General features: G+C 66.4%; 15 protein-coding genes. 8 read left to right on the forward strand and 7 right to left on the reverse strand.

The annotated features are described in order from the left end of the window. Both glmU and glmS read left to right on the forward strand, forming a co-directional pair. Window positions 1–1,057: bifunctional UDP-N-acetylglucosamine diphosphorylase/glucosamine-1-phosphate N-acetyltransferase GlmU (gene glmU / locus ACEQZD_RS01985; RefSeq protein WP_370183654.1), on the forward strand; the 1,057-nt coding region annotated here is incomplete at its 5' end. A 28-nt stretch (window positions 1,058–1,085) separates the two neighbouring features. After that, window positions 1,086–2,915: a glutamine--fructose-6-phosphate transaminase (isomerizing) gene (gene glmS, locus ACEQZD_RS01990; RefSeq protein ID WP_370183656.1), complete on the forward strand. Its 1,830-nt coding sequence runs from the start codon at window positions 1,086–1,088 to the stop codon at window positions 2,913–2,915. Window positions 2,916–2,921: 6 nt separating this feature from the next. On the opposite strand, the gene msrA is transcribed toward glmS, so the two are convergent. Next, entirely contained in the window at window positions 2,922–4,028 is a 1,107-nt protein-coding gene (gene msrA, locus ACEQZD_RS01995; RefSeq protein WP_370183658.1) for a peptide-methionine (S)-S-oxide reductase MsrA, read from the reverse strand. A 204-nt stretch (window positions 4,029–4,232) separates the two neighbouring features. Here msrA and mscL point away from each other — a divergent pair, with 204 nt between their 5' ends. Next, window positions 4,233–4,667, forward strand: a complete 435-nt coding sequence (gene mscL / locus ACEQZD_RS02000) for a large conductance mechanosensitive channel protein MscL (RefSeq protein WP_370183660.1) — start codon at window positions 4,233–4,235, stop codon at window positions 4,665–4,667. Beyond that, window positions 4,667–6,091: a phospholipase D family protein gene (locus ACEQZD_RS02005; protein WP_370183662.1), complete on the forward strand. Its 1,425-nt coding sequence runs from the start codon at window positions 4,667–4,669 to the stop codon at window positions 6,089–6,091. The genes mscL and ACEQZD_RS02005 overlap by 1 nt, the downstream gene beginning before the upstream one ends. A gap of 21 nt (window positions 6,092–6,112) precedes the next feature. Here ACEQZD_RS02005 and ACEQZD_RS02010 read toward each other — a convergent pair whose 3' ends face one another. Further along, window positions 6,113–7,723 (reverse strand): class I adenylate-forming enzyme family protein, encoded by a 1,611-nt coding sequence (locus ACEQZD_RS02010; RefSeq protein WP_370183663.1) that lies wholly within the window; start codon window positions 7,721–7,723, stop codon window positions 6,113–6,115. Window positions 7,724–7,961: 238 nt separating this feature from the next. Between ACEQZD_RS02010 and ACEQZD_RS02015 the strand changes: the two genes are divergently transcribed. Then, window positions 7,962–9,212, forward strand: coding sequence for an ABC transporter substrate-binding protein (locus ACEQZD_RS02015; RefSeq protein ID WP_370183664.1), 1,251 nt, complete (start codon window positions 7,962–7,964; stop codon window positions 9,210–9,212). A gap of 8 nt (window positions 9,213–9,220) precedes the next feature. Beyond that, on the forward strand, window positions 9,221–9,676 hold the full coding sequence (locus tag ACEQZD_RS02020; protein ID WP_142947998.1) for a thioesterase family protein: 456 nt from the start codon (window positions 9,221–9,223) through the stop codon (window positions 9,674–9,676). Here ACEQZD_RS02020 and ACEQZD_RS02025 read toward each other — a convergent pair. The 3 genes from ACEQZD_RS02025 to ACEQZD_RS02035 all read right to left on the reverse strand — a co-directional run bounded on the left by ACEQZD_RS02025 (window position 9,673) and on the right by ACEQZD_RS02035 (window position 15,063). Beyond that, a complete protein-coding gene (locus tag ACEQZD_RS02025; RefSeq protein ID WP_370183667.1) occupies window positions 9,673–10,650 on the reverse strand; it encodes an NADPH:quinone oxidoreductase family protein in 978 nt (325 codons plus the stop codon). The genes ACEQZD_RS02020 and ACEQZD_RS02025 overlap by 4 nt on opposite strands. Window positions 10,651–10,782: 132 nt before the next feature. Next, entirely contained in the window at window positions 10,783–11,838 is a 1,056-nt protein-coding gene (locus ACEQZD_RS02030; RefSeq protein WP_142948000.1) for a trans-acting enoyl reductase family protein, read from the reverse strand. Window positions 11,839–11,928: 90 nt separating this feature from the next. Next, entirely contained in the window at window positions 11,929–15,063 is a 3,135-nt protein-coding gene (locus ACEQZD_RS02035) for a penicillin acylase family protein (RefSeq protein WP_370183668.1), read from the reverse strand. Between the two features lie 199 nt (window positions 15,064–15,262). Between ACEQZD_RS02035 and ACEQZD_RS02040 the strand changes: the two genes are divergently transcribed. After that, window positions 15,263–16,411 carry an alkane 1-monooxygenase gene (locus tag ACEQZD_RS02040; protein WP_370183670.1) on the forward strand — a complete coding sequence of 383 codons (1,149 nt, stop codon included), beginning with the start codon at window positions 15,263–15,265 and terminating at the stop codon, window positions 16,409–16,411. Window positions 16,412–16,495: 84 nt separating this feature from the next. On the opposite strand, the gene ACEQZD_RS02045 is transcribed toward ACEQZD_RS02040, so the two are convergent. Together ACEQZD_RS02045 and ACEQZD_RS02050 are read right to left on the reverse strand one after the other, a co-directional pair. Further along, window positions 16,496–17,338, reverse strand: coding sequence for a MerR family transcriptional regulator (locus tag ACEQZD_RS02045; RefSeq protein ID WP_067609793.1), 843 nt, complete (start codon window positions 17,336–17,338; stop codon window positions 16,496–16,498). Window positions 17,339–17,393: 55 nt separating this feature from the next. Further along, window positions 17,394–19,130, reverse strand: coding sequence for an SDR family oxidoreductase (locus ACEQZD_RS02050; RefSeq protein ID WP_370183671.1), 1,737 nt, complete (start codon window positions 19,128–19,130; stop codon window positions 17,394–17,396). Window positions 19,131–19,375: 245 nt separating this feature from the next. Between ACEQZD_RS02050 and ACEQZD_RS02055 the strand changes: the two genes are divergently transcribed. Continuing rightward, window positions 19,376–21,682 (forward strand): mechanosensitive ion channel domain-containing protein, encoded by a 2,307-nt coding sequence (locus ACEQZD_RS02055; protein ID WP_370183673.1) that lies wholly within the window; start codon window positions 19,376–19,378, stop codon window positions 21,680–21,682. Window positions 21,683–21,990: the final 308 nt, after the last annotated feature.

Below are 21,990 nucleotides of genomic sequence, written 5' to 3' on the forward strand. Positions count from 1 at the left end.
CGTGCCTCTGATCCAGCCGCAGACCCTGCGTGACTTCGTCGCCCGCGTGGACGACCAGAGCCTGGCGCTGATGACCCTGACTCTGGATGACCCCTCCGGCTACGGCCGTGTGATTCGCGACGGCGACGGCAAGGTACGGCGGGTGGTGGAGCAGAAAGACGCCAGCGACGACGAAAAAGCGGTCCGCGAAATCAATACCGGCATTCTCGCCTGCACCCGCCGCTTCCTGAACGACAGCCTGCCGCGACTCTCCAACAGCAACGCCCAGGGCGAATACTACCTCACCGACCTGATCGCCATGGCCGTGGACGCGGGCATGGAGGTGGTCACCGAGCAGCCCGGCCACGCCTGGGAAGTGGACGGCGTCAACGACCGGGTGCAGCTGGCGCGCCTGGAACGGGTCTATCAGCGGGTCCGCGCGGAATCGCTGATGCGCGCCGGCGTCACCCTGCTCGATCCCGCCCGCCTGGATATCCGTGGAAATCTGCAGTGCGGCCAGGACGTCACCCTCGACATCAACACCGTGCTGGTGGGCGACGTGGTGATCGGCGACCGCGTCACCGTGGGCCCGAACTGTTTGATCCGCAACGCCCGCATCGGCAGCGGCACCCACATCGAGGCGAACTCGGTGGTGGACGGCGCGGTGGTCGGTGAAGAGTGTCAGGTGGGTCCGTTCGCCCGTCTGCGTCCGGGCACCGAGCTGGCCGCCCGGGCCAAGGTCGGCAACTTCGTGGAGACCAAGAAAGCCTATGTGGGCGAGGGCTCGAAAGTGAACCACCTCACTTACATTGGCGACAGCCGTATCGGCAAGGGCGTCAACGTGGGCGCCGGCACCATTACCTGCAACTACGATGGCGTGAACAAGTTCCAGACGGTGATGAAGGACGGTGCCTTTATCGGTTCCAATTCGTCGCTGGTGGCGCCGGTCACCATCGGCGAGAATGCCACCGTGGGCGCCGGCAGCGTGGTGACCAAGGACGTGCCCGACCAGGGCCTGGCGGTGGCCCGTGGCCAGCAGCGCAACATTCAGAACTGGTCGCGGCCGGAAAAGAAATAGGCACGGAACGGACAAAAAGGAAAAGCACATGTGTGGAATCGTCGGCGCCATTGCCCATCGTAATGTCAGCAACATCCTGATCACCGGCCTGAAGCGCCTGGAATATCGGGGCTACGACAGTGCGGGCGTGGCCCTGCTCAACGACCAGGGCCTGCTCCGCGTGCGCCGCCAGGGCAAGGTGGCGGCGCTGGAAGCGGCGGTGCGCGAGCAGAACAGCGCCGGCTTCCTGGGTATCGCACACACGCGCTGGGCCACCCATGGCCGTCCGTCCGAGGACAACGCCCACCCGCATATGTCCGGTAACGGTCTGGCGGTGGTACACAACGGCATCATCGAGAACTTCCAGGAACTCAAGGACGAACTGGAAGCCGACGGTTACGCCTTCAGCTCGCAGACCGACACCGAGGTGATCGCCCACCTGATCCACCGCGCCCTCAAGGACACCGGCAATCTGGTGGCCGCGGTACGCGCCAGCGTGGCGCGTCTGCACGGCGCCTATGCGCTGGGCGTGATCGACCAGAATGAACCCGACCGGCTGGTGGCGGTGCGCTCCGGTTCGCCGCTGGTGGTGGGCCTGGGCATCGACGAAAACTACGTGGCCTCCGATCAGCTGGCCCTGTTGCCGGTGACCAACCGCTTCATCTTTCTTGAAGAGGGCGATCTGGTGGACGTCACCGTGGACGCCGTCACCATCACCGACGCCGACGGTGAGCCGGCGGAGCGTACCGTCCACGAACTGGACGGCACCCACGAGGACGCCGACAAAGGGCCGTACCGGCACTACATGCAGAAGGAAATCTTCGAGCAGCCCGCCGCCATCCAGCGCACCCTGGAAGGACGTATCGATTCGCCCGACGCGGTGAGCGCCGCCTTCGGCGACAGCGCCGCCGCCATCTTCGACCGGGTACGCACGGTGCAAATTGTCGCCTGCGGCACCAGCTACCACGCCGGCATGGTGGCCCGTTACTGGCTGGAAGCCATGGCGGGCATTCCCTGCCAGGTGGAAGTGGCCAGCGAATTCCGCTACCGCCGGCACGTGGTGCCGGAAGGCACCCTGTTCGTCACCATTTCACAGAGTGGTGAAACCGCCGATACCCTGGCCGCGCTGCGCGACACCGGCGGCAAGGATTACGTCGGTCGCCTGGCGATCTGCAACGTGGACGGTTCCTCGCTGGTGCGCGAGTCCGAGCTGGTGTTTCTCACCAAGGCCGGGCCGGAAATCGGCGTGGCGTCCACCAAGGCGTTCACCACCCAGCTCACCGGGCTGATGATGCTGGTGCTGGCCCTGGGCCGCCGTAAGGGCCTGGGCGACGACCAGATCGAAACGATTCTGTCCGAACTGCGTCAGCTGCCCAATCTTCTGGAGCAGGCGGCGGCCCTGGACAAGCCCATCGAAACCCTGTCGCGCGCCTTCGTGGAAAAGCACCACACCCTGTTCCTGGGCCGCGGCGTGCACTTCCCGGTGGCCATGGAAGGGGCGCTCAAGCTCAAGGAAATCTCCTATATCCACGCCGAGGCCTACCCGGCCGGGGAGCTCAAACACGGCCCGCTGGCCCTGGTGGATAAGGAAATGCCGGTGGTGGCGGTGGCGCCCAACGACCAGCTGCTGGAAAAGCTGAAGTCGAACCTGCAGGAAGTGCGTGCCCGGGGCGGCGAACTCTATGTGTTCGCCGACAAGAACGCCCACGTTAAAGAGGGCGAGGGCATTCATGTGCTGAACATGCCGGCGGTGCCGGAAAGCATCGCGCCGATCGTCTACACCGTGCCGCTGCAACTGCTCAGCTACCATGTGGCGGTGCTGCGCGGCACCGATGTGGATCAGCCGCGCAACCTCGCCAAATCGGTCACCGTGGAGTAACCGGCCCTAGTCTTCGAACAGGGACAGATACTCCCCGTAGCCGAGCTCTTCCATCTTCTCGCGGGGGATGAACTCCATGGCGGCGGAGTTCATGCACCAGCGCTGGCCGGTGGGCGCCGGCCCGTCGTCGAACACATGGCCCAGGTGCGAATCCGCGTAGCGGCTGCGCACCTCGGTGCGGGTGGCCCACCACAGACTGTTGTCTTCGCGGGTGGTCACGAAGCGGTCGTCGATGGGCCGGGTGAAGCTCGGCCAGCCGGTGCCGGAATCGTACTTGTCCGTGGAGGAGAACAACGGCTCGCCGCTGATCACGTCCACATAGATGCCTTCTTTCTTCAGGTCGTGATACGGGTTCTTGAACGCCCGCTCGGTGGCGTCGTCACGCGTCACCTGAAAGGCGATCTCCGGCAGCGCCTTCTTGAGCACCTCATCGGAAGGGCGCTTGAACTTCTCCGGGCCTTCCCAGGGCGCACCCAGATCCAGCTCTTCCTGTTCCTCTTCTTCCTCCACCGAGGCGTTCAGCCAGGGGCGTGCGTCCGGGTCTTCCCAGTGCTTCTCCAGAAACTGATCACGGCCTGAGTTGTAGCGATAGAACTTATAGCGCAGGGCACTCTTCTTGTAATAGTCCTGGTGGTAGTCCTCGGCTTCGTAAAACGCTTTCAACGGCACGATCTCGGTGACCACCTCCTTATCGAAACGGCCGCTCTCATCGAGGGCCTTTTTGGACGCTTCCGCCAGCGCACGCTCCTCGTCGTTCTGGTAGAAGATCGCGCTGCGGTACTGCGAGCCCTGGTCAATAAACTGGCCGTCCGGGTCGGTCGGGTCGATGTGCTTCCAGAACCAGGCGAGCAGGTTCTCGTAGCTCACCACCTCCGGGTCGTAGAGCACCTTCACCACCTCGGTGTGGCCGGTTTGCCCACCGGCCACCTGCTGGTAGGTGGGGTCCACCTCTTCGCCGCCGGCGTAGCCGCTGATCGCTTCGGACACGCCGTCCAGCTTTTCGAAATCCGCTTCGGTACACCAGAAGCAGCCGCCGGCGAACACGGCGCTGGCCTGGGCGGCCATGGCCGGCCCGGCCACCAACACCATTAGGAAAACCAATACGCGCATCATAGTTGCCTCCTTTAGCGAACCTTGGATGCATCCGGAGAGAGAATGTTACATCGGCCTCCCGGTGAGCACGGCCCGCCACTCCCGTGATTGTGCGCCGCCCACCGTGTGGATGGCGACAACGCCGCTAACCGTTTCGCCGCGGCGCGCATCCGGGCTACCATACTTCCAGCCGGGACCGGTCCGGTCATAAAGGGAGCGATGACGATGAGCATGATCAAGGAATTCCGTGAATTCGCCGTGCGCGGCAATGTGGTCGATATGGCCGTGGGGATCATTATCGGCGGCGCCTTCGGCACCATCGCCAAGAGCCTGGTGTCGGATGTGATCATGCCGCCGGTGGGGCTGCTCCTGGCGGACGTGGATTTCGTCGATCTGTTCCTGATGCTCAAGGGCGAGGGGCCCTTCGCCACCCTGGCCGACGCCCAGGCGGCGGGCGCGGTGACGCTCAACTACGGCGTATTTATCAACAACGTGATCAGCTTCCTGATCGTCGCCTGGGCGGTGTTCTTCCTGGTGCGCGGGCTCAACCGGGTCAAGCGCAAGGAAGAACAGGCCGCCCCGGTGGAGCCGCCGCCCACCCCCGAGGTGCCGGAAGACATTCTGCTGCTGCGCGAAATCCGCGATAACCTCAAGCGTTGATGAGTGAGCAAGCCCAGGGGCACGGGCAAGGTGCCCCCCGCCAGAATGTCGAGAACTCTCACTTTTGTCTGGTCGCGGACAGCGAGGAAGCCTTCGTGCTGCGCGCCGCCACCGCGCGGCTGGCCCAGCGCACCCTGGACCTGCAGTACTACGTCTGGGAGGACGACCGGATCGGCAAGCTGCTGGTCTACCGGGCCCTGGAAGCGGCCCGCCGGGGCGTCAAGGTGCGGCTGCTGCTCGACCACGCCAACCAGCTCGGCCGGGATGTGAAATGGGCGGCGCTGAACGCGCACCCGAACGTGGAAATCCGGCTGTTCAACCCGTTCCGGGGCCGCTACAAGCACTTTATTCAGTGGCTCTATCACGCCCCCCGGCTCAACCACCGGATGCACAACAAGGCCTGGATCGTGGACGGCGAGCGGGCCATCGTCGGCGGCCGCAACCTGTCCGAGCACTACTTCGGTGTCCACCCGGAAGCCAACTTCCGCGACCTGGACATCTACGCCCGGGGGCCGATCGTGGCGGAAACCCGCGCCGCCTTCGACGCCTACTGGGACAGCGACGTCTGCGTGCGCCTGCGCTCCCTGCGCCGCCGCTCGCGGGTCCACGCCGATCGGTTGTGGCAGCAGCTGGTGGCGTGGCGTAAAAGCCTGGACGGTTTTCCCTACCGTTACGAGCAGGATGTCGCCCATTTCGAAGACGTTCTCGGCGCCGCCGACCGACGGCAGATTCAGGCGCCGGCCGCGCTGCTGTTCGATCCGCCGGACAAGGCCAAGGGCGCCACCCAGCGCTTGATGGGCGACCAGCTCGGCCGGCTGCTCGGGCAGCGCTCCCTGAACGAGATCCTGATCGAGGCCAGCTACTTTATCCCCGGGGACGAATTCACCGCCGCCCTGGCCGACATGCACCGCAACGGCTGCCGGGTGGCGCTGCTCACCAACAGCCTGGCCACCAACGACGTGATCGCCGCCCACGCCGCCTACGCCCGCTACCGCCCGGCGCTGCTGCGCGGCGGCGTCGAGGTCCACGAGCTGCAGGCCAACGCCCGCGCCCGCCGCCACCACGCCCGGCTGTTGCGCGGCCGGGGCCGCTCCAAGTCCAGCCTGCACACCAAAGCCATGGTGCTCGACCGCAAGGAGCTGTTCGTGGGCTCGTTCAACCTGGACCCGCGCTCGGTGAACGTGAACACGGAGATGGGCTACTACGTGGACAGCGAAGCGCTGGCCGGCGAGGTGGCGGCGTTCGTGGAGGAAGGGATGGCGCCCCAGAACAGCTACCGGGTCACGAGTGACGACCAGGGGCTGCTATGGGGCGCCGGCGACGAGCGGGGCCCGTTTCAGTACCGAAGCGAACCCCGGGTCAGTCCGTTGCGGCGGCTGGCGTCGCAACTGTGCGCGCTGCTGCCGATCGAGAACCTGCTGTAGCGCGGGTGAGCGCGGGCGCGCTCAGTCCCGCTTGCTCTGTTCCAGATCCTTCCAGTACGGGTCGCGCAGCTCGCGCTTGAGGATCTTGCCGATAGTGCTGCGCGGCAGCTCGTCGCGGCGCTCCAGGCCGGACAAACGCTGCCCCTTGCCCAGTTGCTGGTTGGCCCGCTCGCGGATCGCCTCCAGGTCGCCCTCGGCGCCCTCGCGCAGTACCACCAGGCCCAGGGGCGTTTCCCCCCACTGCTCGCTGGGTACCGCGATCACCGCCGCGTCCACCACGTCGTCGTCCTTGAGCAGCACCTTCTCCAGGTCCTCCGCGTAGACGTTGAAGCCGCCGGAAATGATCATGTCCTTGCGGCGGTCGAGCACCGACAGGAAGCCGTCCTCGTCCAGGCGTCCCATGTCGCCGGTGCGGTAGAACACCTCGCCCTCGGGGCTGGTCCACAGCAGCTCGCTGGTCTTGTCTTCACGCTTGTAGTAGCCGCGCATCATGGCGCCGCTGCGGCCCACGATCTCGCCGATCTCGCCGGCGGGCAGCTCTTTCAGGTCCTCGCCGATAATGCGCAGCTCGCAGCCCGGGCTGGCCTTGCCCACGGTGGCCCATTTGGTGGGGTTCTCGGCGCAGTTCAGGGTGGTGGTCACGCCGCCCTCGGTGAGGCCGTAGAACTCCAGAATGTTGCCCGGCCAGCGCGCCATGGCGTCGGCGATCACGTGGGCGCGCAGCGGCGCGCTGGTGGAGAATTTCACCTTGAAGCTGCTCAGGTCGAAGCGGTCGAAATCCGGTTCGGCCAGAATGCGCTGGTACTGCACCGGCACCAGCATGGCGTGGGTGACGCGGTGCTGCTCGGCCAGCTCCAGGAACCGGTGGGCGTCGAACTTGGCCATGCTGACGATGGTACCGCCACCGAACAGGGTGGGCAGCACCGACACCAGGGTGGTGTTGGAGTACAGCGGCGTGGACACCAGGTTCACCGCCGTGTCGTCGTAGCCCAGGGCCGCCACGCGCTCCAGCTGACGGGCGCGCAGGCGGTGATCGTGGAGAATGCCCTTGGGCACCCCGGTGGTGCCGGAGCTGTAGATGATGTTGAACGGGTCGTCCAGCGACGGCGTGTGGTCCGGCGCGTCCGTGGCCGGGTCGCCCAGCCAATCCTCGAAGGCCAGCCAGCCGTCGGCCTGGAAATCCAGGCTGATGCGGGTGTTCTTATCAATGTTGTCGAGCCCGTCGAGCAGCGGCTCGATCAGGTCGCGGTGCTTGGCGGACACGAACAGAAAACGCGCGTCGCAGTCGTTGACCATCAGCGCCAGGGTTTCGCCGGCGGCCATGCCGGACAGCGGCACCATGCAGCCGCCGGCGGTGAGGGTGCCCATGAACAGGGTCAGGTAGCGGGCGCTGTTCTCGGACAGGCCGGCCACGGTCTCGCCGCGCTGCAGACCGGCGGCGCGCAGGCGGTTGGCCACCCGGTTCACGTTATCCACGAACTGACGCCAGGTGAGCATGCCGGTTTCGTCGTACACCGCCGGTTTGTCCGGCTGGGCCGCCGCCAGCTGCTGCAGGCGTTCGGGCACGGATACAAAGGCCTCCGCGTCCATTTCTGGTGCGTAGACGGGCATCGCTTCACTTACCGCGGTCATGGGTCTCTCCCGATTAGCTGGAATTCCGTTAAAGTGGAATTTTGTTTTAAATTTGGCCAGGAAGCATACTCTCCGGTATGCCCGGGCTCAATACTGACCGGTCACGCTCCGCCGGCGTCCGCTCGACCAAAGGCTAATAACACCGTTTTCAGGGGGCGTGCTAGTTGTCTCGTAAGAGGCCTGCGGGTCCGCTGTCACCGCGGCCACAAGCACATAACAACAATTCTGGGGAACCGCCATGGGACTCAAAAAAAGCTTGGGTATCGTTGCCGCCTGCTTGCTGGCGAGCGCCGCGCACGCGGCCACGCCGGTGAAGCTGGGCCTTAACTACCCGCACACCGGTGAATACAGTGAAGAGGGGCTGATGCAAAAGCGCGGCGCCCTGATGGCAATTGATGAACTCAACGCCGCCGGCGGCGTGCGCGGCCGGCCGCTGGAACTGATCGAACGGGATTCCGCCTCCCAGGCGGAGCGCTCCCGGCGCAATGGGGACGAGCTCGCCGCCGAAGGCGCGGCCATGCTGTTCGGCGGCTCGTCCAGCGGCGTCGCCATCGCCGCCAGCAAGCAGGCGCGCAAGCACGACCTGCTCTACTTCGGCACGCTCACCTATTCCAACGATACCACCGGCAAGGACGGCCACCTGGGCATGTTCCGCGAGTGCTACAACGCCTGGATGGCGGCGCGGGTGCTGGGCGACTACCTCAAGCGCGAGTACCAGGACAAGAAGTACTTCTACGTCACCGCCGACTACACCTGGGGCCACACCACCGAAGCCTCCATGCGGGAGTTCACCGACACCAAGGACGGCGAGCGCCACGGCTCGGTGCTGGTGCCGTTCCCCGGCGGCCGCTACCACGAAATCGAAGAAGCCATGCAGGCGGCGGCGGACAGCGACGCGGACGTCCTGGTGATGGTGCTGTTCGGCGAGCAGATGGTGCGCGGCATGACCATCGCCCAGCAGAAAAAGCTGCCCGAACGGATGCAGATCGTGGTGCCCAATCTCACCCTCAGCATGGTCGAGCAGACCGGGCCCTTCATCATGGCCGGCGTGATCGGCGCCGCGCCCTGGACCTGGAACGTACCCTACGAATACGGCTTTGAGCGCGGCCAGCAGTTCGTGGAAGAATTCTCCCAGCGCTACCGCACCCGTCCCTCCACTTCGGCGGCATCGGCCTACAGCATCGTCTACCAGTGGAAAGAGGCGGTGGAACGGGCCGGCAGCTTCGCCTCCGGCAACGTGCGGCGTGCCCTGGAGGGCCACAGCTACACGCTGCTCAAGGACCAACAGCAGTGGCGTGCCTTTGATCACCAGAACGTGCAAAGTGTCTACGCCGTGCGCATCAAGGCCCGTGACCAGGTCATGAAAGACGAGTACCGGCAGAATTTCTTTGAGATCATCAGCCGCATGTCCGGCGAGGACGCCGCCATCACGCGCAGCCAGTGGCTCGCGGAACGGCGCCGCGCGGGCATGCCCGAACAACTTGAATAGGAGTTTTCATGAGCGAGCGCTTCCGCTTCCGTTTCCGGGTCCGCTACAACGAATGCGATGCCCAACTGGTGGTGTTCAATGCCCGCTACGCGGACTACGTGGACCTGGCGATGACCGAGTTCATGCGCTCCCTGGGGCGGGACTACAAGGCGTTGCTGGCCCGGGGGCTGGACAACCAGGTGGTGAAAATGACCCTGGAATGGCAGGCGCCGGCGCGCTTCGACGACGTCATCGACGTGCACGTGCGCACGCTCAAGGTAGGCAACAGCTCGTTCACGCTGGAACACGAACTGGTGAAGGCGGAAGACGGCACCACACTGTGCCGGGCGGAAGTGGTCTATGTGTTGATGACCACCGAACCGTTCGAGAAAACCACGGTGCCCGATGATCTGCGGGCGGCCCTGCTGGAGGGCGCGCCCGGCAAGATCATCGACCAGAGTGGCGGGGCTCCGGCAGCGACTTAGTCGCTGACCTTGAGAACCACCTTGCCCTTGGCGCGGCGCGAGCTCAGCGCCGCCAGGGCGTCTTCGTACTGCTCGAAAGGGAACACCTCGCTGACGCGCGGATTGATCTTGCCGTCGGCGAACAGCTGCATCAGTTCCTTCACGTTCTGGATGTGCGCTTTCGGCTCCTTGGCGGTGAAGGCGCCCCAGAACACGCCCACCACGCTGCAGCCCTTGAGCAGGGTCAGGTTGGCGGGGATCTTGGGAATCTCGCCGGCGGCGAAGCCGACGATCAGGAAGCGGCCGTTCCAGGCCATGTTGCGCAACGCCGGCTCGGTGAAGCGGTCGCCCACCGGGTCGTAGATCACGTCGATGCCCTGCGGGTAGCGGCTCTTGAGCGCTTCCTTGAGGTCTTCGTCGGTGTAGTTGATCAGGTCGTCGGCGCCGGCTTCCTTGGCCACCAGCAGCTTGTCGTCGCTGCTGGCGGCGGCGATCACCTTGGCGCCCATGGCCTTGCCCAGCTCCACCGCGGCGAGGCCCACGCCGCCGCTGGCGCCCAGCACCAGCAGGGTCTCGCCGGGCTGAATGTTGGCGCGCTGCTTGAGGGCGTGATAGCTGGTGCCGTAGACCATGCTGAAGGCGGCGGCGGTTTCGTCCTTCATGCCGTCGGGCACCGGGATCACGCGGCTTTCGCCGATCACCATCTCCTCGGCGAAGGAGCCGTAGCCGGTCAGGCCCATGACCCGCATGCCGGGCTTCAGGTTTTTCACGTCCGGACCCACCTCGATGATCTCGCCGGCCATTTCGCCGCCCGGTGAGAACGGCAGCTCCGGTTTGATCTGGTACTTGCCTTCAATAATCAGGGTGTCGGGAAAGTTCAGGCCGGCCGCCTTCACTTTCACTTTGACCCCGTCACCGCTCACCTGGGGTGACGGTACGTCCTCGATCACCAGCTTGTCCGCCGGCCCCAGTTCCTTGCAGAGAATGGCGCGCATGCTTATCTCCCGAATAGTGCCTGTTATAAAAATAGCTCAGTGAAACGGACACGCTAACGCCGGCCCGTCAATTAAACAAATGCATAAGAATCATCGAACGGCATAAGCGGTGTGCATCATGGCCGACGAGTGTCAGCACTCACTTACTTCGAAGTGCCCGGATCCCGGCAGCTCCTCCACCAGTTGAGCGCCGCAGAGTTTCGAGGGCGTATAGCAGCCGGGGGCGGGTGCCTGTTCCTCGATAAAGCGCCGCACCGCCAGGGCGCCGTCCACGGTCAGCGCGTAGCCATTGGCGGTGCGCAGCCGGATCACCCGCTGTTCGCCGGCGCCGTTACGCGCCTCGCCCCAAACGTGGGTGGTCAGGCGGGCGCGGGTTTGCTCGTCCGGCCCTTTCACGCGACGGTCCACCAGGGACTTTAAATAGCCTTGAATCACCGGCAGCGACATCAGCGGTCGGGTCACGTTGCCGGCCTTGGCGGCCCAGATCAGCCAGCGCGGCGCCGGCACGAACACCTGAATGTTTTCAATCCCGGTGCTCTGCCAGGCGGTGGTCACGTCGCCCCAGGGGATGGTCATGGCCCATTGCGGGCCGGCGCCGAAATCAATGCGCCGTACCTTCCAGCCCAGCGGCACCTCGGCGAGTTGCCCCTTGATACGGGCGCGGCCGCCGTCGGCGAGGCCTTCCACAAGGGTTTTGGCGGTGCCGGGGGACAGGCCCGAGCGAGTGGAGAAGCCCAGCGACAGCTCGCGGGCATCGGGCAGGGCTTCCTTGAGGCGGGCGGCCACGCAATCGGTAGGAATCACATCGAAACCGACCCCCGGGCAGGCGATGATGCCGGCCTGCTCGACGCGCGCCGCCTGGGCGAACACATGCTCGAACACCGCCACTTCGCCGGTGATGTCCAGATAGTGGGTGCGCGCCTTGAGACAACCTTCCAGCATCGCCCGGCTGGTGCGCGAAAACGGGCCGGCGCAGTGCAGCACCAGATCCACGTCGGCCAGCTCGTCCGCCAGGGTGTCCGGGTCGTCCAGGGAAAACACCCGGTACTCCAGCCCCTCCTGCTCGGCGAGCGGCGCCACCTTGGCCTCCCGGCGGCCGGCCAGGATCGGCTTCAGTCCCTGGCCGCGGGCATTGCGGGCGATCAGCTCGCCAGTGTAGCCATTGGCACCGTAGATCATCCAACGCATTCGCTTCGCCTCCATGGCGTTGATCGATGGGAAGAGAGTACTCCGCCGCCGCGGCATATAACACTGCCCGCATCTCTCTACGGAGCGGCCTCAGCGGTGGTTGGTGAACTCCACCACCTGTTGGAAGGTGGGGCGGTTCTGCCAGTGGATCGCCGGCACCGAGGAGAGCCCGATGGCGCGGTGCTGGATGGCGTCCAGGCTTTCGTCCACGTCCCAGTTGTCCCGGTTCGCCAGGCCGCCGAGATCGTCCAGGGCCAGCGTCAGGCTTTCCGCCAGGGCGGCGCGGCAGACCTCGGCGCGGTCGCTGTCCGCGCAGCGCAGCCGCTGGTAGGGCTGTGCGCTGTCGCCCAGGGCCTGTTCCAGCACCCGCTCCAGGTAGCCGTAGTAGCCGTTCTGGTAGGCCGAGCCGCCGGCGCCGGGCGCATTGTCGCGGCCCACCAGCGACACATTGCCGGCCGTCGTGTCTTCCAGAGCGGTGACCTGCGGCAGCAGCGTCTCGATCATGCGGGTGTACCAGGCGTCCATCAGCGCCACTTCCGCCTGGGCGTCGTATTCGCCGTCGCCGTCCCGGTCGCGCCGGTAGGCGCCGCCGTCCACCCAGGCCTGCATCATCTCCACCACCGAGGCCTCGTCGCCGGTGACCGGCGTGCTTTGCAGCAGCGCCAGGGCCTTGGGCAGCACCTCCTGGCCGCGCAGATCGACCACCGCCGCGTCGCCCATGGCCTCCACCATGTTGGCGCGGGTCACGTTGCCCTGTTGCACCAGATCCCGCAGGCGCACGTCGAGCATGTCGTTGCGGTGGGCCGAGCTGTAGGTGGCGTTGGCGTCGGCGGCCCACCAGTCGCGGGCCGGGCGGTTGTTCCAGCTGGCCAGGTAGCCGCGCTCCGGGTTGGCGTCGTTGGGGTGCGCCTCCAGGTCGATGAAGCCCTGCCAGTCGAACTGGCCGTTGCCCCAGCTGGGCAGCTCCGGGTGTACCCCGGCGGCACGGCGCGGATAGAGGCCGGAATGGAAAAAGGCGATGTCGCGGTCGTCGATGTAGAACCAGTTGAAACTGCCGGTGGTGTTGTTGAACACCTCCTGGAAGCTGCGCACGTCGTGGACGTCGTTGCGGGTCGCCTGCAGGAACGGCAGCGCGGTATCCAGTTCGGCGAAATAGGTGCTGCGCTGGCGGGTCAGCGCCACCGGCTGGCCGCCCACGGCGGCGAAGCCGATCACCGGGCCGTACTCGGCGGTGCGGATCACGCGGCGCTGCACCGCCACGTTCTGGCCGATGGTGGCCGGGTCGTCGGTGGGCACCGCCAGGTTCCAGCGCGCCGCCCAGGTCTCGTCGATCACATCGAAGGGCCGGCACTGGCCGCCCACCTGGTAGCCGCCTTCGCCGTGGGCCGGCGCCTCGGCGGGCTGGCACAGGCGCACCACGCGCACGTCGGTGAGGTCCGAGCTGCCGGAGGTGGCGCTCCAGGCGAAATCCGGGCCGCGCCCGATCACCACATAGGGCAGGCCGGTGAAGGTCATGCCGCGGCTGTTGATGTCGCCGCCGTGCACCGACATTTCCAGCAGCAACTGGGGCACGAAGTAACTGGTTTGCGGGCCGAACACCGCCAGCGGCCGGCCGCTGGCGCTGTGTTCGCCGTTGAGCAGCAGGGCGTTGGAGATGGCGTTGGGGAAGCCGTCGCGCAGGCCCGCCACGCCTTTGGCCAGCTGGCCCACCCGCTCGCGCACCGCGAGCCGCTGGGCGTCGCTCAGCGTGCCGGGCAGGGCGGTGGGCTCGGGGGTGTCGCGCCACAGTTCATCGAACTCGATGGTGCCCCGCGCCCAGCGGGCCGCCAGGGTCGGTTCGCCGTCCGGCAGGTCGGACGACGCCAGTGACAGCAGGCCGCCGAGCAATTCACCGACCGCGTCCAGCAAGCCGCCCACGGCGCCGGTGCCCGGCAGGGCCGGCACATTACCCACCGCCGTGGGGCAGGTGGGCTGGCCCGGGCGGCCGCAGGGCTCGGTGGTCAGCGGCTGGTAGCTCTGGAAGGAGCCAGCGTCGAACAGCACCGCGCCCGGGAAGCGGCCGGCCAGTTCGCCGGACAGCGGACACAGCGTCTCGTCGATCTCCGGCGGCGACTGGGTGGCGAAGCGCCGCTCGGTGGTCACCGAGGATTCACCGTCGGTGGCGTGGCGCAGGTCGCGCCACAGTTCACAGGCGGCCTGGTCGGAGCCGGTCTGCTCGCGCAGCGCCTGAAGCAGCAGCACGTTGTCGTGCTCGCCGCCGCCGCCGCCGGCGAAGATGCCCTGGATCAGGGTGGCGATGGCCACCACGTCCTCGATCACGAAGGGCTCCAGTTGCACGCCCAGGCCCACGTACTCAATGGGCGCTTCGAGCAGGCCGCTCCGCACGTCTTCCACGTACTTGTTGAGGCCTGCCACATAGTGGACGGCGTCCTGGTAGATCTGCGCGCCGTCGTCGCCGAAGCGGGCGATGGCGTTGGCGATCTGTTCGGTGCGGTCTTCCTCCCGGTAGGGCGCGTCCACGGCGATGTCCCGGTCGAAGGAGAAGTCAGCCGGGCCGAGGAACTTCGACAGTTCGCCGCGTCCGGCGCGGCGCAGCACGTCGAGCAGGAACAGGCGGTCGGCGGCGGTCACGTAGCCGGTGCCGAACAGGGCATCGGGGCGGCTGTCGCCGAAGATATGCGGCACGCCGAAGCGGTCGCGCTTGATCGCCACGCTGCGGTTGCCCGCCGCCACCGTGATCTCGCTTTCCCAGTCGCCGGCGTCCGGCGCCAGCAGCGGCGCGTCCTTGAAGTAGTCGCCGAGCTCGCCGTCGGTGAGGTTCTCGGGGCTGCGCACCAGCGCGTCGTACAGGTCCAGCTGGTCGTCGAAGTGCGGCTCTTTACTGAGCGCCGGCACCAGGCCGGTTTCCGCCACCAGGTCATCGAGCAGCGTGCTGATCAGGTCGGAGAGGCCGGGAATGTCGGCGGTCAGGTTGCTCAGGCCGCCGTTGTCGTCCTGGCCGGGCGGCAGCACATTGAGCACCCGGCCGTAGTCGGCGAACGGCGCGCTGACCTGGGAAGGGCGCTGCTCGGGCAGGGTGGGCTCGGCGGGTTCTTCGGGTTCCGGCTCCGGCGGTGGCGCCGGGTTATTGGGGCTGGGGGCGCCGCCGCCGTTGCTGCCGCCGCCGCCTCCGCAGGCGCTGAGAAAAAGGGCCAGCAACACGCTGAGCATCAGTCGATGAATCATACCGCCTCCCGGTTATTGTTTTATGGGATGTAGGGGTTCATCGCCAGATTGGCACGATGGTTCAAGTCGCGGGAGGCGAAGCTACAAAAAGCCAGCGAAATGCTACCCGCCGGTTAAAAAGCAACGGCTTTCATATTGACAGTGTTCAATGGCGGGTTTGATGATGAAATAACCAGAGGCCGGCCAGGAGGATAACAACATGAATACGGCGGCGATGAATACGGAATGGCGGGACACCCGCCGTTATTGGTGGTTACTGAGCACCCTCACCATGCTGTTGCCGGTGGGCGCGGTGCAGATGGTCCAGCTCACCGGCTGGCCGGTGATGTGGTGGTTCGGGTTTCTGTTCGTGTTCGGGGTGATTCCCCTGTTCGACGTGATCCTCGGCGAGGAAACCGCCAACCCGCCGGAAGACCGGGTCAGCGAGCTGGAGAATGACCGCTATTACCGCTATGCGGTCTATATCTCGGTGCCGATGCTGTACGGCGCTTTCGTCTACGCCGCCTGGGTGGCCGGCACCTGGGCCCTGCCCTGGTACAGCTACCTGGGGCTGGCGATCTCCACCGGCTGCGCCACCGGCATCGCCATCAATACCGGCCACGAGCTGGGCCACAAGAACGACCGCCTGGAGAAGTGGCTGGCCAAACTGGCGCTGGCGCCGGTGTTCTACGGGCACTTCTTCGTCGAGCACAACCGCGGCCATCATGTGCGGGTGTCCACGCCGGAGGACCCGGCCTCGTCCCGCTTCGGGGAAACCTTCTGGGAGTTTCTGCCGCGCACCGTGCTGGGCAGCCTGAAATCCGCCTGGCACCTGGAAAAGCAGCGCCTGGAGCGCCAGGGCAAATCGGTGTGGCACTGGCGCAACGACAACCTGCAGGCCTGGGGCCTGTCGGTGCTGTTATGGGGCGCGCTGATCGTCTGGCTGGGCTGGGCGGTGCTGCCGTTCCTGATTATCCAGAGCCTGTTCGGTTTCCAGTTGCTGGAGGTGGTGAACTACCTGGAGCACTACGGCCTGCTGCGGCAGAAGAAGGAAAACGGACGCTACGAACGGTGCCGGCCGGAGCACTCCTGGAACTCCAACCGCCGGGTCACCAACATCTTTCTGTATCAGCTGCAGCGCCACTCCGACCACCACGCCTACCCGACGCGCAGCTACCAGGCCCTGCGGCACTTCGACGAATCACCGCAGCTGCCCGGCGGCTACGCCTCGATGATCCTGCTGGCGTGGATACCGCCGCTGTGGTTCCGGGTGATGGACCACCGCGTGGTGGCGCACTACGACGGCGACATGAGCCGGGCCAACATCAAGCCCTCGATCCGCGACCGGGTGATCGCTCAATACTCCTGACCGCGGGCCCGGTGGGAGCGGGCCCCGCCCGCGAAAGGCAAGCAAAGCTTGCTGGCGGGATTCCAGAGAGGGTGGGTGTTCGTTCTAGTGGTGCTTTTCCAAATGCGCCAGCACGTTCTCCAGCCGGTCCACCAGCACCTTGTTGATGCTCTTCTCCAGCACCCGGCCCAACTCGTCGTTGACCACCGCCTCGGCGAGCGGGCGGATGCGGGTGATGAATTCCGCCAAGCGCGCCACGTCCTCGCCTTCGGGCAGGCTGTTGGGCCCGTACTTCTCGTCCACCAGGTGCTCGACGATCATGTCGATAAAGCGTTCGGCGAGCTTGTCCACTTCCTGGCGCACCAGCCGCACATGGGTGAGCACCGCGTCCAAGGGCACACCGTTTTCCACCAGCTCCTTGCCGGCGTTGTAGATGCGCGGGTAGGGCACGCGCAGGCGCATGCCTTCGGGGATCATATAGCCCAGCGACACCGCCTTGGTCATCACCTCCGGGGTGATGTCCTCGCCGAAATCGTCGATCAGGTCCTGATAGTCCTTGTAGGAGGGAACCTCCGGGTTCTGCCAGGAGGTCACCGCCACCTCCAGGCCGAGAATGTCGTTCAGGTCGCGGCCCTGTTCCCAGGCGCTGAGCAGATCGCGGATGTTGTTGAGCGTGTAGCCGCGCTCCAGCAGCGCGCCGATGATCTTCAGGCGGGCCAGATGCACATCGGTGTAAATGCCGGTGCGGCCGCGCTTTTCCGGCGGCGGCAGCAGGCCCCGGTCCTGGTAGGCGCGCACGTTGCGCACCGTGGAGCCGGCTTCGCGGGCCAGCTGGTCGATGGTGAACTCCTGGCGCTTTTCCAGCTCCGGAAGTTCGCCTTTACCGTCGGGCGCGCTTTGCTTGAGGCGGCGTAGAATCGCCGCCGGGGATTTCCGTGAAGAACTCATGAGCGCGATGATAGACCGGTTGCCGGCCCGGTGCCATGCATCCGGGACGCCATCGTCATGGCGCCACGTCCAGGCGGGCCAGGCGGCGCGCCAGGCCCGGTGCCCAGCGGCCGATCAGACGCATGCCGCTGGCCTCCACGCTCACCGGCACTTCGGCGCGGTTGCCCTGCACCGCGTCGACGATGGCGCGGGCCACCCGGTCGGCGGTGAAGCCGCGCTTGTGGTAAAGCCGTTGGGCGGCGTCGCGGCGGCGGCTCTGCTCGTCGTCGTCGACACCGACGAAGCGGGCCCGGCCGGTGATCGGTGTATCAATGATGCCGGGGCAGATCGCCGACACACCGATGCCCTGGTCCGCCAGTTCCGCGCGCAGGCACTCGGTGAGCATCAGCACCGCGGATTTGCTGGTGGCGTAGGCCGGCAGCGCCCGGGACGGCAGATAGGCGGACGCCGAAGAGACGTTGACGATATGGCCGCTCTTGGCCTGGTCCACCATCTGCCGGGCGAACAGCCGGCAGCCGTGGATCACACCCCACAGGTTCACGTCCAGCACCTGCTTCCAGTCCTGTACGGTGGTGTCCAGCAGCGGGCCGGCCAGGCCGATGCCGGCGTTATTGACGACCACGTCCGGGGCGCCCAGCTCCTTGTCCACGTAGCGCGCCAGCGCCTCCATGGAGCGGCTGTTGCCGACGTCGGTCTTGCGGCTCAGGGCCTGGCCGCCGGCGTCCTGGATTTTGCCCGCGGTGCGCGCGGCGGAATCCGGATCAATGTCGGTGCACAGCACGGTGGCGCCCCGGGCGCCGAACGCCAGCGCCGTTTGCTCGCCGATGCCGGAACCGGCGCCGGTGATCACCACCAGCTTGCCGCTGTCCGGTCCGTCGGCGGCGGTCACCCGGGCCCGCTGCAGGGCCGCGTCCGCCGGCGCCCCTTCAATATGCTCGATAAAGGCTTTTAGATAGCGGGCGGTCAGCGGTGCGTGGCCCAGCAACGGGCCCCAGTGGCCGGTGTTCAGCTCCCGGCGCCACAACTGGCCGGTCCAGGGCGGCACGCTGTCCAGCAGCGCCGGGCCCACATAGCGGTCGCGGCGCGCCACCAGCAGCTGCACCGGCACCGTGGTGCGCCGCTCCCGGGGGTGCAGCAGGCGCGGCAGCATGTTGGCCCGGTAGAGCGCCACGCCCTGGGCGCCGTCCCGGGTCTGGGTGGCGCTGACCGGCGCACTGAGGCCTTCGGTGCGCCGCAACAGGTCGGGCCAGGCGTCACCGAGGCCCAGCTTCCAGGCCATCGGCGCCAGAGCAGGAATATGAAAAGCGCCGATGTACCAGCTCTTCGCCAGCTGCCGCAGGCTGGCCGTCAGATCGGCGGTGCCGGTGCCGCGCATGCTGTGCCCGACATGGTCCAGGCAGGGCCCGGACAGGCTGGTGTAGGAGGCGATGCGCTTTTCCGCCCCCGGTTCGGTGACCGCTTCCCAGGCCTGGATCGAGCCCCAGTCGTGGCCCACCAGGTGCACCGGCCGGCCCGGGCTCAGGGCATCGATCACCGCGAACAGATCGTCGCGCAGTTCTTCCAGGCGGTAGGCCTGGCGGCCGCGCGGCGAGGACGAGGCGCCGGCGCCGCGCACGTCATAGGTGATCAGGTGGTAGTCGTCGCCGAGGGCTTCGGCCACCGCGTCCCAGACGTCGCCGTTATCCGGGTAGCCGTGGACGAACAGCACCGCCGGGCCGTCCGGGTTGCCCCGCCGCCGGGTCGCCAGGTTGATGCCGTCCCGAATCACGGTACGGTGATGCCACTGTTCCATGCGTCTGTCTCTCGTCGAATCCACTTTGGGAAGAACGTTTACACCGTTTGATGTAACAGTCAAACCACGCCGTTGGCCCGCCTGACCGGTTTGCCGCGTAGTTTGGGTCAATCTCGTTGATTTCTTGTTATAACCCCGCCGGCGCCGTCGAATCGAGCGCCGTCTTGTCGTAGTCTTCACGCATTAATGCCGTGCGACCCTTTAGCGTACGGTGGCCCTGCGCACTGATTCAAAAGGAGGAGAGCGTGCCTTTACACCGTCTCACGTCCACGGCCCTAGCCGGCCTGTTATCCCTGGTCATGCTGCTGCTGGCGGCACCGTCTTTGGCCCAGGAGGCGGGCGCGGACAGCGATCCCGCCTACGGCACCCTGGCGGACCTGATCGAAGACGACGCCTCGCGCAACGCGTTGATCGAGGAGCTGCGGGCCCTGCAGGCCGCCCGCGCCAGCGTTGACGAGGAAGGCACGGTCCCCGCGGAACAGATCGCCGCGGAGTCCCCCAGCGACCAACAGCCCGAAGAGGTGTCGTTCGCCCGCCGCATGGCCGCCACCACCGGGAATCTGGCCGCCAACATGGGCGAGCAGTTCGCGGCGCTCGGGGCCGCCGTGGGCGGCCTGGTGGGCGCCGGCCAAGCGCAGGCCGACGACGCCGTGGCCAGTGAGGTGAACCTGCAGGAAGTGGGCGCCGCGGCGGTCAATCTGGCGATTCTGGTGATCGCCACCTTCGTGGTGTTCCTGGTGCTGCGCGCCATCGCCTCGCCGGCTTTCCGGTCGTTCAGTGCCTGGGCCCAGCGCGGCTCGGAAAAGTTCGCCATGCTGCGCACCATCGTCGCCGTGGCGGTGGCCGCCCTGGTGGACGTGATCGTGGTGGCGCTGGCCTATGTGGCCGGCGGCTTTGTGTCCTCCCTGCTGGTCAACGAAGTGAACGCCGACGCCACCCGCCTGGCGCTGTTCCTGAACGCCTTCCTGGTGGTGGAGCTGGTCAAGGCCGCCCTGCGGATGATGTTCTCCTCCGGCTATGAAGGCCTGCGGCTGATCCCGGTGGGCGCCGGCCAGGCCCGCTACGCCAACCGTTTCCTGGCCAATCTGACCGGCTTTATCGGCTACGGCATGCTGGTGCTGGTGCCGATTCTGAATTTCCATATGTCTCCGGTGCTGGGCACCGCCGTGGGCACCCTGGTGATGCTGCTGGCGCTGCTCTATGCGGTGGCGGTGATCCTCAAGAAACGCACCGTGATCCGTGACCGGCTGCTCGATAAAGCCGAGGCGACCACCGGCCCCGGCCGGCTCGCCCTGGGCGTCAGCGCCCGCCTCTGGCACCTGGCCGCGCTGGCCTATGCGCTGATGGTGTTCGCGGTCACCGTGATCAACCCGGAAACGGCGCTGCCCTACGTCGCCATGGCGACCCTGGAAACGCTGATCTACGTCGGCGTCGGCCTGCTGGTGTCGGTGGTGCTGACGCAGATGATCGGCAAGGAAATCCAGCTTTCCGACCGCGTTAACGAAAAGCTGCCGCGCCTGCAGGCGCGGGTGAACACCTATGTGCCCACCGGCCTCAAGGTGATCCGTGCGCTGATCCTGGCGCTGGTGGTGATTCTCTCCCTGGACGCCTGGGAGGTGTACGACCTGGCCGCCTGGTACGCCACCGCCGCCGGCGCCCAGACCGTCGGCGTGGTGATCCATATTCTGGTGATCCTGGCCGTCGCCGCGGCGGTCTGGATCGGCATCGCCAGCCTGCTGGAGCACAAGCTGACCCCGGCCGAGGACGCCGACCCGGCCACCGTGGCCCGCGCCAACACCCTGATGGGCCTGTTCCACACCACCCTGGCCATCGCCATCATCATCATGACGCTGATGATCGTGCTGGCGGAAATCGGCATCAATATCGGCCCGCTGATCGCCGGCGCCGGTGTGCTCGGCCTGGCCATCGGTTTCGGTGCCCAGAAGCTGGTCCAGGACGTGATCACCGGGGTGTTCATTCAGCTGGAAAACGCCATGAACACCGGCGACTTCGTCACCGCCGGCAGCAACTCCGGCACCGTGGAGCGCGTCGGCATCCGTTCCGTGGCGCTGCGTGATCTGTACGGCACCTACCACATCGTGCCGTTCTCCTCGGTGGACGCGGTGTCCAACTTCACCCGCGAATACGGCAACCACGTGGGCGAATACGGCATCGGCTACCGCGAGAGCATCGACGATGCCATCGTCCAGCTGGAAGCCGCCTTCGAGGAGCTCAAGGAAGGGCCGCACAAGGACAACATCCTGGCGCCGATGACGGTGGCCGGCGTCACCGCCCTGGCCGACAGCTCGGTGAACATCCGCGTGGTGATCAAGACCACCCCGGGCAACCAGTGGGCGGTGGGCCGCGCCTACAACCGTCTGGTGAAGATCTACTTCGACAAGGCCGGCATCGAGATTCCGTTCCCGCACACCACGCTGTACTTCGGCGAGGACCGGGACGGCAACGCGCCGCCGGCCAACGTGCGCATGCTCGGCGACGAGCGTGTGGTGGACACCCAAAAGGACGGCACGTCCTCCGACCGCTCCGAGTAACCCGCTCTTGTGCGAGCGGGCTGTGGGAGCGGGCCCACCCGATCCCGGCGCTCCTTGGAAAATTCAAAGGCCTGGCTCTTTCTCTGAGAGGGTGGATCTGACCCGTGGCGGTGACGCTGCCAAGTGAGCGGGGCAATGGTGGTGCCTGGAGGGAGCTGTTTGGCCAGGGAGGGCCAAACTAACAGCGGCCAGGGATGGCTTGAGCGGTCCCGGAAGGCACCACCATTGCACCGCGTCCCGGATTCGGAGCACCGAACATCCAAAGAGCCCACCCCTGGAGAACGGCGCAAAAAAAAGCCGGCGGGGAG

The organism is Alloalcanivorax sp. (genome assembly GCF_964221125.1).
GTDB lineage: Bacteria > Pseudomonadota > Gammaproteobacteria > Pseudomonadales > Alcanivoracaceae > Alloalcanivorax > Alloalcanivorax venustensis.

Coding starts and splice junctions, on each gene's coding strand:
- glmS (WP_370183656.1), top strand. CDS start 1,086: ATGTGTGGAATCGTCGGCGCCATTGCCCATCGTAATGTCAGCAACATC.
- ACEQZD_RS02040 (WP_370183670.1), top strand. CDS start 15,263: ATGAATACGGCGGCGATGAATACGGAATGGCGGGACACCCGCCGTTAT.
- mscL (WP_370183660.1), top strand. CDS start 4,233: ATGAGCATGATCAAGGAATTCCGTGAATTCGCCGTGCGCGGCAATGTG.
- ACEQZD_RS02050 (WP_370183671.1), bottom strand. CDS start 19,130: ATGGAACAGTGGCATCACCGTACCGTGATTCGGGACGGCATCAACCTG.
- ACEQZD_RS02015 (WP_370183664.1), top strand. CDS start 7,962: ATGGGACTCAAAAAAAGCTTGGGTATCGTTGCCGCCTGCTTGCTGGCG.
- ACEQZD_RS02020 (WP_142947998.1), top strand. CDS start 9,221: ATGAGCGAGCGCTTCCGCTTCCGTTTCCGGGTCCGCTACAACGAATGC.
- ACEQZD_RS02025 (WP_370183667.1), bottom strand. CDS start 10,650: ATGCGCGCCATTCTCTGCAAGGAACTGGGGCCGGCGGACAAGCTGGTG.
- msrA (WP_370183658.1), bottom strand. CDS start 4,028: ATGATGCGCGTATTGGTTTTCCTAATGGTGTTGGTGGCCGGGCCGGCC.
- ACEQZD_RS02030 (WP_142948000.1), bottom strand. CDS start 11,838: ATGCGTTGGATGATCTACGGTGCCAATGGCTACACTGGCGAGCTGATC.
- ACEQZD_RS02010 (WP_370183663.1), bottom strand. CDS start 7,723: ATGACCGCGGTAAGTGAAGCGATGCCCGTCTACGCACCAGAAATGGAC.
- ACEQZD_RS02005 (WP_370183662.1), top strand. CDS start 4,667: ATGAGTGAGCAAGCCCAGGGGCACGGGCAAGGTGCCCCCCGCCAGAAT.
- ACEQZD_RS02035 (WP_370183668.1), bottom strand. CDS start 15,063: ATGATTCATCGACTGATGCTCAGCGTGTTGCTGGCCCTTTTTCTCAGC.
- ACEQZD_RS02045 (WP_067609793.1), bottom strand. CDS start 17,338: ATGAGTTCTTCACGGAAATCCCCGGCGGCGATTCTACGCCGCCTCAAG.